Raw genomic sequence first — 16,029 nt, forward strand, 5'->3', positions numbered from 1 at the left:
CGAGCCACGAAGGCCTGGTGAGGAGACGTCGTCAGCCCTTCGTGGCTCGCTTCGCTCGCACCTCAGGGAGCGGTGGGTGGTCCGCGCTCGCACCTCAGGGAGCGGTGGGAACCACCAGCGGTTCAGTCGCCGCGACCCCGTTCGAGCGCGCCGGCGATCTGGCGTTCGAGGTGTTCGGCAGCGAGGGGCGGGACGTCGAGGAGACCGTCGAGTTCGGCGCGCGCCTTCTTGTAGGCGGCCTGGCGTTCCGCCGCGGTGGCACCGGAGTCGGAGGCGATGTTGATGAGTTTGCGGGCGCGGTCGAGGGCTTCGCGTTCGATCGGCGAGAACCCGGCCTGCTTGCGGCGTCGTGCCTCGCGTTCGGCGGCGTCGAAGGCGGCGGCGTATTCACCGACCGCCTCGCGGTAGTCGGCGAAGTCGGCCGGGGCAAGCGTCGTCTCGGTGTCGCCGGGCCGCGGGGTCTCCGGGCGCAGGTCGTCGGCATGGACCCGCGCGCGATGGAAGGCGAGGGTGAGCGGTTCGCGCATGTCGGTCATGAGCGGATATTCGATGAGCGTGGCCAGGTCGAGTTCGTAGGCGAACCACTTCTCGTTGAGCGCATCGTGCTGCTTGAGTGTCTTGCGGAGTTGCTCGACGGACGTCGTGGTCAGCTTCAGTTGCTCGGCCTGGGCGGCGGCCTTGATGCGAGCGAGTTCGATCTTGTCCTTGCGTCGCTTCTCGTTGTACTTCGCGATCGACCCGGCCCAGCCGCCGACGACACCACCGATGGGGAAGATCAGCCACCAGTTGTTGCTCGCGAACTCGAGAATGCCGGTCACGTTCTCACTGTACCGAGACCGACGGTCTGCGATTAGGGTGAACCCATGGCCGATCCGAGCGCGCCTCAGCTCGTCCTCGACACCATCGACGAGTGGCGAGAGTGGTTGTGCGACAACCACCAGACCTCGTCCGGAGTGTGGCTCATCTTCTGGCGCAAAGACTCCGGACGCGAGCCCCTCAACTACGACGAAGCGGTCCGGGAGGCGCTCTGTTGGGGGTGGATCGACGGCCACACCCGCGTCTTCGACGAGGCGCGGCGCGGCATGTGGTTCACCCGGCGCGGCCGCAACAGTCCCTGGGCGGCGTCGAACAAGGCGCGGGTCGCCGACCTGATCGAGTCAGGGCGCATGCAGCCCGCCGGCCAGGCGGTCATCGACGACGCCAAAGCACGTGGCCTGTGGACCATCTTCGACGACGCCGAGGCCGGCATCGAGTCCCCCGAACTCACCGTCGCCCTCGACGCGAACCCGACCGCCCGCGCCAACTGGGACGCGTTCCCGCCCAGCGCCCGCAAGATGGGTCTCGCACAGATCGCGCTGGCGAAGAGACCCGAGACCAAGACCAAGCGGATCGCGACCATCGTCGAACAGGCCGGGCTCAACATTCGCCCGTCCTGAGCCCCTGGTCGAGCGCCCCCGGGTTGAGCCCGTTCCCCCGCGGGTTGAGCCCGTTCCCCGCTGGTTGAGCGCGTTTCCCCGCTGGTTGAGCGTTTCCCCGCTGGTTGAGCCCGTTCCCCGCTGGTTGAGCCCGTTCCCCGCTGGTTGAGCCCCGTCGAAACCCCCTTACAGATCCGGGATCGGGAGGTCCAGGTTCGGTGCGATGATCCCGCCGTCGACCTCGAGGATCTTGCCGGTGACGTAGGCGCCCGCCGGTGAGGCCAGGTACAGCGCCGCGGCGGCGATGTCCTCGGGTTCGCCGAGCCGGTGCATCGGGGTCGCGTCCTCGAGGGCGGTGCGCATCTCGTCGTTGCCGGCCACGATCTCGAGTGACGACGTGAGGATCGCCCCGGGTGCGATGCCGTTGACCCGGATCTTCGGATTGAGGTCCATCGCGGCGATCCGGGTGTAGTGCGCCAGAGCAGCTTTCGCGGTTCCGTAGGCGGCATACGCGCGACCCGGCACACGGCCGACGGCCGAGGTGATGTTGATGATCGAGCCGTGGCCGGTCGTCGCGAGCATCTGCTTGGCGCCGGCCACGACGAGCGCGTGGGCGTTGGCGACGTTGAAGTCGAAGGCCTCGACGAGGTGCTTGGGGGTTGTGTCGAGGAGTGGCCGGGGCATCGCACCGCCCACGTTGTTGACGATCGTGTCCAGCCTTCCGAACTCCTCGACCGCGGTCTGGGCGAGGGTGGCAGCGGCGTCGGCGTTGCTGAGATCGACCGGGACGACATGGGCACGCCGGCCGGCGTCGGCGATCTGTCCGGCCACCTGGTCGAGGTCGAATTCGCTGCGCGCCGCGATCACCACGTCGGCGCCCGCCTGGGCGAAGGCCACCGCGATGGCCGCACCAAGGCCGCGACCGGCACCGGTGACGACAGCGACATGGTCATCGATACGGAATCTGTCGAGAATCACTCCCCGACTCTGCCACGAACCGGCCCAAAACGAGAACGTGTTCTAGAAAATGCCCCGGATCAGTAGTCGCGGCCGGGCTTGACCACCGAGATCAGTTCCTCGCCCGCGACGAATCGACGCACGTTCTCCGCCAGCCACGGCGCCATCTCACGTGTCAGCCCCGACGCGGGATTCGCCACGTGCGGGGTGATGATGACGTTCGGCAGCGACCACAGCGGGTGGTCCTCGGCCGGCGGTTCGGGATCGGTCACGTCGAGTGCCGCCCCGGCGATCTCGCCATCGACCAGCGCCCGGTACAAGGCCTCCTCGTCGACCAGTGGGCCGCGCGCGACGTTCACGATCCACGCGTGATCCGGCAGCGCGGCAAGGCTTTCGGCGTTGATCATGTGCCGGGTCTCCGGGGTCGCCGGCGCGGCCAGCACCACGTGGTCGGTGGAGGCCCACACCGAGCCGAGATCGTCGGAGCGTCGCACCTCGTCGGCGCCGGGCACGTCGCGGCCCGACCGGTTCACCGCGACGACGCGCGCACCGCAGGCCTTCAGGCGCGGGCCCAGCGACGCGCCGATACCGCCCGCGCCCACGATGGCGACGGTGGAGCCGTGCAGCGACCGCACGGAGGTGTCGATTCGCTCCTTGTCCCAGTGCCGCGTGACGGCGGTGTTGATCTGCCGGAGCCCGGCGAGTAGCAGCGCAAGCGCGTGCTCGGCCACGTTCTCGGCGTAGAAACCGGAGGCGTTGGTCCAGACCCGGCGGTCGTCGAGGAGTCCGGCATTCAGGAAGTCCTCGATACCTGCCGTCTTGAGGGCGACCCACTCGACGGCATCCGACAGTTCGGGGAACTCGGCGGGCGGGCCGATCCAGACCAGTACCCGCGCCTCGTCGAGTCCGACGATCTTGCCGCCGGCGCTCTCGACCGCCGCGACGAGATGCTCGTCGTGGTCGGGCTCGACGGCGACCGGAAGACCGCTCATCGGGACACCGCCCGGGCTGCGGTGGTGGCGAGTTCGTCGGCGATCTCGTTGAAGTGGTCACCGGCGTGCCCCTTGACCCAGCGCCACTCGACCTCGTGACGCTTCTCCTCCTCGATGAGGCGTCGCCACAGGTCTGCGTTCTTCACCGGCTTCTTGTCCTTGGTCTTCCAGCCGTTCGCCTGCCAGCCGGCGACCCACTTCATGATCCCGTTCCGCACATACGTGGAGTCGGTGTAGATGATCACCTTCGACGGCCTGGTCAGCGCGGCAAGACCCTCGATGGCCGCCGTGAGCTCCATCTTGTTGTTGGTGGTGTCGGGGTCCGACCCGGAGATCCGCTTCTCGTTGCCCTTGTACCGGAGCACCGCACCCCACCCGCCGGGGCCGGGGTTGCCGAGGCAGGCGCCGTCGGTGGAGATCTCCACTACTGCCGCGGCGTCGCCGCCGGTCGAGTTCTCGGAAGCGGAATTCACGGGATCTGTCACGCAGGGAAGCCTACGTCAGCGCCGTGACCGTTCCGCGTCGGAGATCACGTCACGAAACCATGCTGCGTCGAAGCCTTCCCCCGTGACACCACCACCGCGCACCCCTAATGTGGACGCATGGCTGTCTGGGATCCAGCACGCTATCTGCAATTCGCCGACGACCGGTCGAGACCCTTCCTCGACCTGATCGCGCAGATCCCCACCAATCCCACGACGATCGTCGATCTCGGATGCGGACCGGGGCATCTCACCAAGCATCTGCGAGCGCAATGGCCGAGCGCCGAGATCCTCGGCATCGACGAGTCCGCAGCCATGATCGACCGCGCCATCAGCGACAACACCGACGCCCACGCGAACTTCGACGTCGCCGACGTGATCGAGTGGACACCGCACCGCACGTTCGACCTGATGATCTCGAACGCGATGTTCCAGTGGGTTCCCGACCAGTTCGGGGTCATCGACCGCCTACTGGGCCACCTCTCCGACTCCGGCGCCTTCGCCATCCAGGTCCCCAACGGTCACGACGCCCCGTTCCGCACCGCGCTGGCCGATCTCGCCGCCACCGAGCCGTTCGCCGAATCGCTGAGCGACGTGCGTCCGCTGCCGCGCATGGACGCCGAGGACTACCTCCGGTTCTTCTTCGACCGCGGCTTCCGGGTCAACGCCTGGGAGACCACCTACCTGCATGTCCTCGACGGCAACGACCCGGTCTTCGACTGGATTTCCGGGACCGGCGCCCGGCCGTACCTGCAGGCGCTGCCCACCCACCTGCGCGACGAGTTCGTCACCGAGCTCAAGCGCCGGCTCGCCGAGGCCTACCCCCGCCACGACTGGGGCACCCTGATGCCGTTCCGACGCGCCTTCGCGGTCGCCACGCGCCACTGACTCGGCCTCCTCCCAGACGTGCGAGAAGCGCACCCACGACTTTCCGCTCCCTGAGGTGCGAGGAGCGAAGCGACGAGCCACGAAGGGTCACGCCCCGGTCAAGCTTTGGCCACCTCCACCGCCCAGACCTGCCACTTCTGCAACACTGGCACCAGCCGTAGCCACAGGGGGTCCCCATGTCCCGACGCAGCCGTGTTCGCATGCGCCCGCTCTCGCGCGTCCTGGTGGTCGGTGGCGTGACCGCCGGCCTGACCGCGAGTCTCCTCTCTGCGGCGGCCTCCCCCGCCGCCGCAGCGGTCTGCAACGCCACCGGCATCACCGGGGGCGACGTCGGCAGCACGGGCAGCTCCGGGTCCAGCGACCTCGGCTGGGGCAGCATCGATTTCGGTAGTTACCGCGCCGACGGCAAGAAAACACAGGGGCCGCTGCCCAAGCTCAAGGGCGCGACCACAGCCGTCTCGTGGGTCACCGGGCCACGGAGTACCGAACGCACCGACGCCCGCTTCGGGATCACGGCCACCGACGTCGGCGTGCCGTGGGACAACGGTTCTGGGCAGGTTCTCATGGCCTTCGGCGACACCTGGGGCAAATGCGCCGGCCAGATGGTGTGGCGGCACAACACGATGCTCCGCAGCGACGCGAACTCGAATCTCGACAAGGCCATCCGCTTCCCGACCGCCATACCGGGGTCGGTACGCTCCGGCGCTTCGGTCACGCCCGCGCACCCCACCTATTCGCAGCCGATGTTCAACGCGATAGGCGTCCGCAACACCGAGGTAGGACGAATCCCCACCGGTGGCATCTCGATCAACGGCATCCAGTTCCTGAGTTTCATGTCGATCCACAAGTGGCTGGGCCCGGGACGATGGGCCACCAACTATTCGGCGATCGCGGTGTCGCGCAACAACGGTCAGACCTGGGCCGTCGACAACAACACGATCCGGGCGAACCTCGAACTGACCGTGCCCGGCGTGCCGCAGATCACGCAGGGCCACAGCCGATTCCAGATGGGCGCCTTCTTGCGCAGCGGCGACTACATCTACCAGTACGGCACACCCAACGGCCGGCACGGGTCGGCGTTCGTCGCCCGCTTCCGGCCCGCCGACATCTTGAATCTGAACCGCTACCAATACTTCCGGGGTGGCAATGCGTGGTCGCCGAACCCCGCCGACGCCGCGCCGATCGTCGGGCGACCAGTCAGCGAGATGTCGGTGGCCTACAACAATCACCTCAAGAAATTCGTCATGCTCACCGAGCGCGCCGGCACCGTCATGATGCGCACTTCCCCCACCCCCGTCGGTCCGTGGAGCGGCGAACGCGTCCTCATCTCCAACAAGCAGTCGAGCGGCCTGTACACCCCGTACATCCATCCGCGGTCAAGCGGGAAGAACCTGTACTTCGTGGTGTCCCGGTGGGACGACTACAACGTGATGCTGGCGCGCACCGACCTGTCCAAGTTGTGAGACCGCTGCCATCATGGAGCGGTGAGCAGCAAAGCCGCGGTGCGCATCGTCCTCATCCGAGCAATCAACGTCGGTGGCGCCAAGCTGCCGATGGCCGAACTGCGCGAGATCGCAACCGAACTCGGGGCCACGGATGTCTCCACGTACATCGCGTCGGGCAATCTGCTCTGTTCACCGCCCGGTGACCCTGCCGAGTTCGACCGCGCACTCGAGCGTGAGATCGAGAAGCGCTACGGTTTCTTCCGCGAGATCATCAGCCGCACCCCGGGCGAGGTACAGGCCGCACTCGACGCGCACCCGTTCGAGGTCGCCGACGACAGGTATTCCTACGTCTACTTTCTCACCGACGAACCCGACGCCGACAAGGCCGCCGCGTTCGAGGAGAAGGACTTCGGCGACGACGTCCGGCGTGTGATCGGCTCCGACCTCCACATCCGCTACGCCGAGGGTGCGGGCCGGTCGAAGCTGACCGCGCCGGCAATCGCCCGGGGGCTCGGCGTGCAGGGAACCGGGCGCAATCTGCGCACGGTGCGAAAACTGCTGGACCTCACCAAGGATTGAGCGAGACCGAGGGCTGACAAGCCGGTGGCCGGACGATCGGTGTGAGCGTAGCGTCGAATCAGGACACCAGACGCGCACGTCGAGAGGAGTCCCTCGTGAACCAACCGGTACCTCAGCCTCCGCCGCCTCCGGACCCGATGCCGGCGCCGGAACCGATTCCCGAACCACCGCCGGAACCACCGATCCCGACGCCCACGCCCCCGCCGGTGCCTGATCCACAGCCGGCTCCGCCCGAGCCCGATCCGCCGCCGCGCCCGACCGTCATCTGAGCATCAGCCGCGCGACAGGACCCGGGTCACGCGGTCGAGGTCGGCGAGCTGATCCGGCTTGGGCGCCTCCCACAACTTCTTGGGTAGCGCTTCGAGGGCCTTGACCGCCGATTCGGCGCGGTCGAGGATTTCGGTGGCCTCGTCGCCCCCGGTGCCGGCGGCCGCGATGAGCCGGTCATCGAGTTCGAACACCGCGTCGTCCAGGCGATCGCGCGCCGCGACGAGTTCGTCGTCGTGCGGGATCGCGGGGTTCTGGTGCACATCCGCGATGGCGTAACGGATCCGGCGATGCAGCAACGCCTCTCGCGTGTTGTCGGTTGTCCAGCTCTCCGGGGCGCGCCCGGGCCGGCCCGGGATGAGGTCGGTGGACCGCGCGAAGCTGCGCACCCGCTTGTCGGAGTCCCAGGCGAACCACGCAGCCCCGCCCAGGACGAACAGCGCGACCACCACGGTCGCGACGATGATGATGACGGCGATCATGGCCGGATCACCCGATTCGGCACGGTTCGCACACGATCTCGCATGATGCCCAGCCTACTCAGGCCGAGCCCACTCCCTTGGGCGCCTTGCCCGACATGAAACCGAACAGGTACCCGGCGACGCGTCGCATCTGGATCTCGTCGGCGCCCTCGGTGATGCGGTACCGGCGGTGGTGACGGTAGATGTGTTCGAACGGTTCGTGCCGCGAGTACCCCTTGCCGCCGAACACCTGCATCGCCTGGTCGGCGGCATCACAGCACAACCGGTTGGCCTGGTAGTTGCACATCGACACCTCGGCCGACGCGGCGAAGTTGCCGTAGGTGTCCATCTTCCAGGCCGTCTCCCGGATGAGCGCGCGGACCATCGCGCAGCGGGTGTGCAGGTCGACGAGCGGGAACTGGATCGCCTGGTTGGTCGAGAGCTTCTTGCCGAACGGCGCCCGCTCGTTGGCGTACTCGACGGCCCGGTTCACGCAGTACTGCGCCGCACCGAGACTCGAGGCGGCCTGCCGAATCCGGTTCTCGTTGAAGAAGTGCTGCACCACCTGCAGGCCGGCACCCTCCTCGCCGAACACCGCCGAATCCGGCACCCCGACGTCGCGCAGGCTGATGCGCGCGTGGTCGGTGGGCATGTTGAACGTCCACAGGTACTCCTCGACGGCAAAGCCCGGTGCCTGGGGGTCGACGAGGAACGCAGTGATGCCCCGTGCGTCACCGGGTTCGCCGCTCGTGCGGGCGAAGACGATGTCACGGTGGGCGGCGTGAATGCCGGTGTTCCAGGTCTTCTCCCCGTTGATGATCCACTCGTCGCCGTCACGAACCGCGGTTGTCTCCATGTACGTCGCGTCGGAGCCGTGTTCGGGCTCGGTGATCCCGAAGGCGAAGAACTTGGTGCCGGCGGCGAGAGCCTCGACCCACTCCTCCTGCTGCTCGGGGGTGCCATACTCCAGCATCAACAGCAGCCCGATGTTGTTGCCGACGATGGCGTGCTCGTTCTGCAGATCACAGTGCAGGCCCAGCCCTTTGGACGCGAGGTGCTCGCGGATGATCGCCATCGAGAGGTTCGACCCGTCGCGGCCGCCGAACTCCTTGGGGAACGGATAACGGAAGTGGCCCGCGGCGTCGGCTCGTCGTCGTGCCTCGCCGAGCAGCGCTTCCCATTCCGCATTCGGGAGACCGCCGCGCTCCCAGTCCGTGCGTGAGTCCTCACGCCGGTGGTCGAAGAACCGGATGTTGTCGTCGGCCTGCTCGAGCGGCTTGATCTCCGCCTCGATGAAGGCGTCGAGCTCCTCCAGGTAGTCGCTCAGCGACTCGGGCAGTGCGAAGTCCACGGGGAATCCTTCTCGGTCGGGTGTCACGCGGTCACGGATGCGGGACCGCGAAGTACTTCGGGTTGGCGACCAGCAATCGCGCGCGGACATCGGCGGCGATCGCTGCGCGCACCTTCTCGTCGGTGCCGTCGAGTTCGCCGGACCGCAGGGCGTCGCACAGGGCCCGCTGATCGGCGACGCCCAGGGCTGCCAGGCGCTGCGCAGACTCGGCGGCGTGGGTCGCGCCGAGCAGCACCTGGCGGCGGACGACGTCCACGACATTGCCGGCAACGCGGGTGTGGAACCGAACCTGCGGTGACATCTCGGCGGTCACGGAGTCGGAGCGAAGGAATCCGGCGAGGGCGTCGAGCAACTCGAGCGACGACGGGGACCCGTGCGGCTCCTCGTCGGGGCCAGGGGTGTCGACGCCCAGCGGGTCCGCGACCACCTCCGGAGACACGATTCCCAGATCGAGCAGGGCGTCGAATTCCTGTTCAGCACTTCGCCGTCCGATCGCGGCGAGTTCGACGGACCGTTCGACACCGTCGAGATGCCGATTGGCCTGCACCGCGCAGATCAGGCCCCACTTCACCGTGGCGTACAGCTCCCACCAGCGCAGCGCTTCTTCGGTGGGGCGCCACCCGGCCACCTCGGCATAGGCGTCGAGAAGCGCAGCGCGTCCGCCCATCCCGGCGACCGGGGCGGAGCCGCCGAAACGCCAGGCCTTGGCGCACAGCCAACCGAGGTCCTCGACCGGGTCGCCGATGTGCACCAGTTCCCAATCGAGCACCGCGGCAACACCATCGGCGTCCACAAGCAGGTTGCCGAGCCGGAAGTCGCCGTGCACGACGCAGGAACCGGGGGACGCCGGCGGCGGATTGGCCACGAGCCACTGGGTCGCGAGAACAAGGCCGGCCGGCATCGTGTCGAACTCGCGCGGGAACAGCGTGCGCAGCGCCTCGACCGGATCGACGAGTTCCTCGAGCCCCGGCGTCTGTGTGGCGTCGATGCGGTGAACGCGCGCCAGGATCCTGCCGCACTGCTCGACGAACCGGTCGCGCGCAGCGGCGTAGGTGTCGTCGCGGAGGATCCTCCGGGGGATGGACTCGCCGCCGATGAAATTCATTGCAAGATAGGGGAACCCGAGGACGCTGTCGTCACCGAGGCCGGCATCGAGGATCTTCGGGACCGGGACCCCGGCGTCGGCAGCGGCACGCAGGACCTCGGCTTCCGCACCGAGCCCACCGTCGTCGTCTGCGGTCGGAACGGCGCGGATGACGATCGGTTCGGGTGTACCGGCAGCGTCGACAAGGGTCGCGGCGTAGGTCGCGCGACTCGCGCCCGCAGGTAGTTGCCGGGCGGACCCGACAGACACCGGGGTACCTCGCGTCGTGCTGAGCCGTTCGGCGACTCGTGCGGCCACTTCGCCGGCCTCGGGCACTCCCACGCAGACCCATCCCTTCACGCACCGATCGACTGCTCTGACGGTGTAATCCCCGACACAGCGAAGCTAGCACGGAAGCTGAATCCGCTGTCAGAAAAAGACGGCGGCGACCCGGCGTCAGGGTGTCGGGGTCTGGAACTCGGGCTGATCGATGATCCGCACCCAGGTTCCGTCGGGGCGTCGGGTCACGACCTGTGCGCGAGCACCCGCGCCGTCGCGCGGCGGCGTCGAGGTCAAGGCCAGGTCGTCGCCGAAGACGAGGGTCGGCAACGGGGGTTCGGGAACGAAGGTCGGACGGTGTTCGAGGACCGACGCCCAGAGGTCCCGGATCGCCGCCCTACCCCGGGTGACCCGCCCCGGCGGGAAGGCCATGACCGCATCTTCGTGGTAGAGCGAGGCGACGGCGTCGGCATCACCGGCATTGGAGAACTCGACGAAGAGGCGGGTGAGGTCTTCGGGGGTGCGTGCGGTCTCGTAGGTGGTGGTCATGACGTCCTCTCAGTTGGGCTTGCTTGATATCTCCACCGTGCGTCGCCAGCATGAATAAGTCCAAGGAATGGTTTTCATAGTGGGTATCATCGGCGGTTATGGAGATGCGGCAGCTGGAGTATTTCGTCGCCGTGGCCGACGAGGAGAGCTTCACCGCGGCGGCGCACCGGGTGCACACCACGCAGCCCAACATCAGCGCACAGGTCCGCAGCCTCGAACGCGAGCTGGGATCAGCGCTCTTCGATCGATCCGCACGTTCGGTCCGTCTCACCGATGCCGGGCACGCCGCGCTCCCCGCGGCTCGCGCGGCACTGGCCGCGGCCCGGGAGGTGGCCGATGCGGTGTCGGAGGTCCGTGGACTGCTCCGTGGGAGTCTGTCGGTGGGCATGGTCGAGGGATGCACCATCGCACCACTGTTCACCGCATTGGGCACCTTCGGTTCCGCCCATCCGAAAGTCCCTCTGAGCCTTCGAGAATCCCCGTCGGACCGACTGATCACCTCGATCGTCGACGGCAGCCTCGACGTGGCGCTGGCCGGTTACGGCGACGAGCTGCCGCGCGGCACCGAATCACTGACCGTCATCGCCGAGCCCGTCGTAGCGGTGGTCCCGGCCGACGAAGAGCGCGGCACCGACACCGGATTCCCGGAACTGCGGCAACGGTCCCTCATCTGCCTACCGCGCGGCGCAGGCATCCGGAACGTCTTCGACGACGCCGCAGTCGCGCACGGCAGTCCCATCCGGCCCGCGATCGAGGCGTCGTCTCCCGATGCGATCGTCGAATTGGTGTGCAGCGGCATGGGAACCGGCATCCTCAGCGCTTCCATCGCGGCGGCGGACGATCGGGTGGCGGGCTTGCCCATCGAGGGCGTCGACGTCCGGGCTCGGCTCGGCTTCGTGTGGAGAACCGATCCGTCCCCCGCGACAAGACGGTTCGTCGACGTCGTCCGCGAGACCTTCGGCCTCGATGCGGGGTGACGCGGCGGGCTCAGCTCGCCAGCGCGTCCCCGGTCTCGTCCGTCGGCTTCTCCGGAACGGCCGGATTCGCCGAATCGCTGGGCGCACCGGCGATCCAGTCGCCGATGCTCAATCCGCGGCGGCCCCAACGATGATCGAATCGCTGCGCCCGCGCGGTCGCCTTCTCCAGCTTGGCCGGTGAGTAGCGGCGCCGGGCCCAGGTGGACTTCGGCCGGGCCAGACGAATGGCACCGGCCCAGGCGAAGATCGGGATGAAGACGCCGACGATCGCCGTCGAGTATTTGCCCTTGACCACGCAGAAGATCGCACAAGCGATGTTGATCGGAGCCGTCACCGCGAAGGCGACCGGACCGAACTCGACGTCGGTCTCGGCATTGAACGGGTTGAACCCGAGGATGACCATGCCCAGGGCGGCGACTGTCAGGGCGACCACCTGCACGGAGAGCTGGCCCTCGCTCGACCAGTACACGTCCTGCAGACGCAGGATGAGCGCGAACTCGTCGAGCACAAGAGAGGCCCCGATGCCGACCAGGACCGCGCTGATCGAGGCACCCGGCTCGACACCGTTCACGCCGACGGAGATGAACGCGCCCACGACCATCAGCGCGAGACCCGGGACCATGTGGTGCACGTGGACCCCGCCCGACACGTTGTTCTTGAACGGCCCCTTGCCGGCCCGGATCAACCGGGTGATCACCCGCGTCACGACGAAGGTCACCGTGAACGAGGCGAACAGCAGGAACAGCGGAAGTCGTTGATGGGTCAAATCGTCGAGGAACTCCACCGCCGACTCACTCCCTCATCATGCGGGCACGATGCCCGTGCGCCGCTGCTCGATGATCAGGCAGCGGTCCTCGACGTAGAGCAGTCCGGCGTCCTCGGCGATCTTGCGGGCCTCCTCGGAACGGATTCCGAGCTGCAGCCACAGCGCCGTCGCGCCTGCCTCGACCGCGGCGCGCGCGACGTCGGCACATTCGGGACCGGGGCGGAACACGTCGACGAGGCCGATTTGTTCGGGGATGTCCGCGAGCGATCGGTACACCTTCTCGCCGACGATCTCGTCAGCGGTCGGGTTGACCGGGATGATCCGCCACCCGAGGTGCTTCATGTGCGCGGGTACCTCGTTGGCGGCCTTGGCCGTGTTGGCGCTGGCACCGACCACCGTGATGGTGTCGTAGGTGGACAGGATCTTCTCGACGATCTCGTCCGTGGTGCGGGGGCCGGCGGAGTCTGGGGTAGCCATGAAGTGAGTGTAGGTGTCCACACCGGACGATTCGCCACGTCACCGGTGATCGGGCTCAGCGCATCACGCCGTGAAGGACGATGGCCACCAACCGCTCTGCCCAGTCGTCGTCGAATTCCTGGTCCCGCAGCAGGAGTACGTGCAGCATCGCCGATCCGCCGACCACCTCGATGAGACGGTCGGGGTCGACGTCGGGGTGCACCTCGCCGCGCTCGACCGCAACCACCAGCCTCTCGCGCACACCCCCGAACACCGCGGCGAAGCCCGCGTGGACGCGGGCGGCGAGGGCCGGGTCGGCGGACATGTCGGCGATCAGGCCGGGCAGCGCGACACGGGTCACCGGCCTGGCGAACAGGTCTCGGGCGGCGTCGACCATAGACCGCAGGTCGGCCTCCATCTCGCCGCTCGACGGCGGTAGACGCGTCATCTGAGCGAACACCACATCGTGTACGAGCTCGGCCTTACCCGACCATCGCCGGTACAGCGCCGTCTTGGTGGTGCCCGCCCGCTCGGCGACCGCGGCCATCGTCAGGCGGTGATAACCCACCTCGACGACGAGTCGGGCCGCCGCGTCGAGCACCGCGGCGTCGATCCGCGCGTCGCGGGGCCGCCCGGCTGTCGCCTCGACCGGTCCCGCGCCGTCGAGGCCGGCGGCGAGACCAGCCCCGTCGGGTCCAGCGTCCATGAGACCAACTCTCGTCGCAGTCGCGATTTTGCCGAAGTCGCTGCGGGGCCGCGACCCGTCTGCTGTCATTACGCTACTCACCGTAGCGAATCCTGGGGGTGCCCGTGGCCACCGAGCCCGCCGTCGAACACATCGACCATCTACAACGCTCCAGCAGGGACAACACGTCGGTCCCGGACGTCCTCGCGTCCTGGCTCGCCGAACAACCCGACACCCCCGACACCACCCCGGAGGTGACGGTGGCCGCCGGCGGCGACGCCAACGGCATGTCGTCGGAGACCATCCCGGTCACCGCGACCTGGCCGGACTCGGACACCCGCGAATGGGTGATGCGGATGGCACCCGCCGCCGGCGACATCCCCGTGTTCCGTACCTACCGGATGGACCATCAGTTCGAGGTCATGCGCAAGGTAGCCGAACTGACCGACGTCCCGGTCCCGCGCGTGCACCACCTCGAGCCGACGGGATCGCTGCTCGGCGCACCGTTCTTCCTCATGGACCGTCTGGAGGGCGACGTGCCGCCCGACGTCATGCCGTACACGTTCGGCGACAACTGGTTTGCCGACGCGCCTCCCGTCGATCGACGCCGTGCGCAGGACGCCGCGGTCCACGTCATAGCCGACCTGCACGCCATCCCCGACGCGGCGGAGCACTTCGGTTTCCTGCTCGATGACCTGCCCGCAGGGGACTCGACCCTGGCGCGACTGCTCGCCTGGTTGCAGGACTGGTACGACCTCTCGGTCGAGGGCATCGGCCGCTCACCCCTCGTCGAACGGGCGCTGGAGTGGCTCACTGCGAACTTCCCCGACGACGCCGCCTCCGCCGACCCGGTGCTGTCGTGGGGCGACTCCCGCCTGGGCAACATGATGTTCGTCGACTTCGAACCCACCGCCGTGCTCGACTGGGAGATGGCGAAGATCGGCCCGCGGGAACTGGATGTGGCGTGGGTGATCTTCGCGCACAGCGTGTTCCAGGAGCTCGCCACGATGGCCGGGCTGCCCGGCCTCCCCGACCTTCTTCGCGAGGAGGACGTCCGCGCAACCTATCGGGAACGGACCGGGGCCGAACTGCGCGACCTGCGCTGGTTCTACGTCTATGCCGCCGTGCAGTGGTGCTGCGTCTTCATGCGCACCGGCGCCCGACGCGTGCACTTCGGCGAACTCGAGCGGCCCGGCGACGTCGACAGCACGCTCTTCTACCACCGTCCGCTGCTCGACCGTCTGCTCGAGGAAGGCTGATCCCATGTCCGGTCTCGGACCACTCGACGAGTTCCCGATTCATCAACTGCCGCAACCGATCGCCTGGCCGGCGAACTCCGACCGCAACTTCTACGACCGCGCCTATCTCAACGCCCACGATCGCAGCGGCAACATCTTCCTGATCACCGGCATCGGTTACTACCCGAACCTCGGGGTCAAGGATGCCTTCGTCCTGATCCGACGCCGGCAGGAAGACGGCCCGGACACCCAGACCGCGGTGCACCTGTCCGACGCCATCGACGGCGACCGACTCGACCAGCACGTCGGGGCGTACCGACTGTCTGTCGACGAGCCCCTGCGCACACTGCATCTCACGCTCGCCGAGACCGAGGGCATCGCCGTCGACCTGCACTGGGAAGGTCTGTTCGACCCACTCCTGGAGCAACCCCACATCATGCGGCAGGGCACCAAGGTCACGCTCGATGCGCAACGCTTCGCCCAGGTCGGCACCTGGCGCGGATCCATCTCCGTCGACGGCGAACACATCGCGGTCGACCCGTCGACGTGGATCGGGACCCGCGACCGGTCCTGGGGCATCCGGCCGGTGGGCGAACCGGAACCCGCAGGGCGACCGGCAGATCCGCCCTTCGAGGGCATGTGGTGGCTGTACGTGCCGATGGCCTTCGACGACTTCCAGCTCGTCCTCATCGTGCAGGAGGACCCGAACGGGTTCCGCACCCTCAACGACTGCTCCCGCGTGTGGAAGGACGGCCGCGTCGAACAACTCGGCTGGCCGAGGATCTCGGTGCACTACGCCTCGGGAACCCGGATTCCCACCGGTGCAACGATTTCCGCCACCGCATCGGACGGGTCGGCGGTGACGTTCGAGGTGGAGTCACTGCTGCCCGTCCCGATCCACGTCGGCGGCGGGTACGGCGGCGATCCCGACTGGCTCCACGGCGTCTGGCGCGGTGAGGACTTCACCGAGCGCCTCACCTACGACATGACCAGCCCGGAGATCCTCGGGCGCATGCCGTTCGGCGTCATCGACCACGTCGGACGAGCGACCTGCCGGGAAGGCGACGGCACGACCCGAACCGGTTGGGGCCTGTTCGAGCACGGCGCACTCGGCCGTCACGACCCGTCGGGCTTCGCCGACTGGCTGAGCGTCGCCCC

Annotated in this window: 18 protein-coding genes; 7 read left to right on the top strand and 11 right to left on the bottom strand. The window is 68.0% G+C overall.

Translation table 11 applies throughout. The features are described from left to right. Positions 1-122: 122 nt before the first annotated feature. Complete coding sequence (locus tag M1L58_RS19495) at positions 123-818, bottom strand: hypothetical protein (RefSeq protein WP_248660137.1); 696 nt, start codon at positions 816-818, stop codon at positions 123-125. Positions 819-863: 45 nt separating this feature from the next. On the opposite strand from M1L58_RS19495, the gene M1L58_RS19500 reads away from it, so the two are divergent. Next, a complete protein-coding gene (locus M1L58_RS19500) occupies positions 864-1,436 on the top strand; it encodes a YdeI/OmpD-associated family protein (RefSeq protein WP_248660138.1) in 573 nt (190 codons plus the stop codon). A 165-nt stretch (positions 1,437-1,601) separates the two neighbouring features. Here M1L58_RS19500 and M1L58_RS19505 read toward each other — a convergent pair whose 3' ends face one another. From M1L58_RS19505 to rnhA, 3 genes are read right to left on the bottom strand one after another with little or no spacing between them, the layout of a single operon-like run. Continuing rightward, complete coding sequence (locus M1L58_RS19505) at positions 1,602-2,393, bottom strand: SDR family oxidoreductase (RefSeq protein ID WP_248660139.1); 792 nt, start codon at positions 2,391-2,393, stop codon at positions 1,602-1,604. A 59-nt stretch (positions 2,394-2,452) separates the two neighbouring features. Further along, positions 2,453-3,364 carry a D-isomer specific 2-hydroxyacid dehydrogenase family protein gene (locus tag M1L58_RS19510; protein WP_248660140.1) on the bottom strand — a complete coding sequence of 304 codons (912 nt, stop codon included), beginning with the start codon at positions 3,362-3,364 and terminating at the stop codon, positions 2,453-2,455. Next, positions 3,361-3,849, bottom strand: coding sequence for a ribonuclease HI (gene rnhA / locus M1L58_RS19515; RefSeq protein WP_248660141.1), 489 nt, complete (start codon positions 3,847-3,849; stop codon positions 3,361-3,363). Before rnhA ends, M1L58_RS19510 begins: the two co-directional genes overlap by 4 nt. Positions 3,850-3,966: 117 nt before the next feature. On the opposite strand from rnhA, the gene M1L58_RS19520 reads away from it, so the two are divergent. The 3 genes from M1L58_RS19520 (at position 3,967) to M1L58_RS19530 (ending at position 6,758) form a co-directional block, all read left to right on the top strand. Continuing rightward, positions 3,967-4,734, top strand: coding sequence for a methyltransferase domain-containing protein (locus M1L58_RS19520; RefSeq protein WP_006868658.1), 768 nt, complete (start codon positions 3,967-3,969; stop codon positions 4,732-4,734). A 176-nt stretch (positions 4,735-4,910) separates the two neighbouring features. Further along, positions 4,911-6,197: a DUF4185 domain-containing protein gene (locus tag M1L58_RS19525; protein WP_248660142.1), complete on the top strand. Its 1,287-nt coding sequence runs from the start codon at positions 4,911-4,913 to the stop codon at positions 6,195-6,197. Positions 6,198-6,218: 21 nt separating this feature from the next. Continuing rightward, a complete protein-coding gene (locus tag M1L58_RS19530) occupies positions 6,219-6,758 on the top strand; it encodes a DUF1697 domain-containing protein (protein WP_248660143.1) in 540 nt (179 codons plus the stop codon). A gap of 272 nt (positions 6,759-7,030) precedes the next feature. On the opposite strand, the gene M1L58_RS19535 is transcribed toward M1L58_RS19530, so the two are convergent. From M1L58_RS19535 to M1L58_RS19550, 4 genes are all read right to left on the bottom strand, one after another. Then, a complete protein-coding gene (locus M1L58_RS19535) occupies positions 7,031-7,507 on the bottom strand; it encodes a hypothetical protein (RefSeq protein ID WP_006868655.1) in 477 nt (158 codons plus the stop codon). A gap of 58 nt (positions 7,508-7,565) precedes the next feature. After that, positions 7,566-8,837: an acyl-CoA dehydrogenase family protein gene (locus tag M1L58_RS19540; protein WP_248660144.1), complete on the bottom strand. Its 1,272-nt coding sequence runs from the start codon at positions 8,835-8,837 to the stop codon at positions 7,566-7,568. Between the two features lie 31 nt (positions 8,838-8,868). Beyond that, positions 8,869-10,263, bottom strand: a complete 1,395-nt coding sequence (locus tag M1L58_RS19545; protein WP_248660145.1) for a phosphotransferase family protein — start codon at positions 10,261-10,263, stop codon at positions 8,869-8,871. A gap of 114 nt (positions 10,264-10,377) precedes the next feature. After that, positions 10,378-10,749, bottom strand: a complete 372-nt coding sequence (locus M1L58_RS19550; protein WP_248660146.1) for a YybH family protein — start codon at positions 10,747-10,749, stop codon at positions 10,378-10,380. Positions 10,750-10,847: 98 nt separating this feature from the next. Here M1L58_RS19550 and M1L58_RS19555 point away from each other — a divergent pair, with 98 nt between their 5' ends. Continuing rightward, the gene (locus tag M1L58_RS19555) at positions 10,848-11,726 is read left to right on the top strand and encodes a LysR family transcriptional regulator (protein ID WP_248660147.1); all 879 of its coding nucleotides are present in this window, start codon (positions 10,848-10,850) and stop codon (positions 11,724-11,726) included. A 10-nt stretch (positions 11,727-11,736) separates the two neighbouring features. Here the strand turns inward: M1L58_RS19555 and M1L58_RS19560 are convergent, their stop codons facing one another. The 3 genes from M1L58_RS19560 to M1L58_RS19570 are packed head-to-tail and all read right to left on the bottom strand — an operon-like array spanning position 11,737 to position 13,654. Further along, positions 11,737-12,510: a hypothetical protein gene (locus tag M1L58_RS19560; protein ID WP_248660148.1), complete on the bottom strand. Its 774-nt coding sequence runs from the start codon at positions 12,508-12,510 to the stop codon at positions 11,737-11,739. An 18-nt stretch (positions 12,511-12,528) separates the two neighbouring features. Continuing rightward, positions 12,529-12,969: a CoA-binding protein gene (locus M1L58_RS19565; RefSeq protein WP_040537094.1), complete on the bottom strand. Its 441-nt coding sequence runs from the start codon at positions 12,967-12,969 to the stop codon at positions 12,529-12,531. A gap of 55 nt (positions 12,970-13,024) precedes the next feature. Continuing rightward, on the bottom strand, positions 13,025-13,654 hold the full coding sequence (locus tag M1L58_RS19570) for a TetR/AcrR family transcriptional regulator (RefSeq protein WP_006868648.1): 630 nt from the start codon (positions 13,652-13,654) through the stop codon (positions 13,025-13,027). Between the two features lie 104 nt (positions 13,655-13,758). Here M1L58_RS19570 and M1L58_RS19575 point away from each other — a divergent pair, with 104 nt between their 5' ends. Continuing rightward, on the top strand, positions 13,759-14,892 hold the full coding sequence (locus M1L58_RS19575; RefSeq protein ID WP_248660149.1) for a phosphotransferase family protein: 1,134 nt from the start codon (positions 13,759-13,761) through the stop codon (positions 14,890-14,892). 4 nt (positions 14,893-14,896) lie between these two features. Continuing rightward, a partial coding sequence (locus tag M1L58_RS19580; protein ID WP_248660150.1) for a hypothetical protein occupies positions 14,897-16,029 on the top strand: 1,133 nt, incomplete at its 3' end.

This window comes from Gordonia sp. C13 (assembly GCF_023218005.1).
Taxonomy (GTDB): Bacteria; Actinomycetota; Actinomycetes; order Mycobacteriales; family Mycobacteriaceae; genus Gordonia; species Gordonia namibiensis.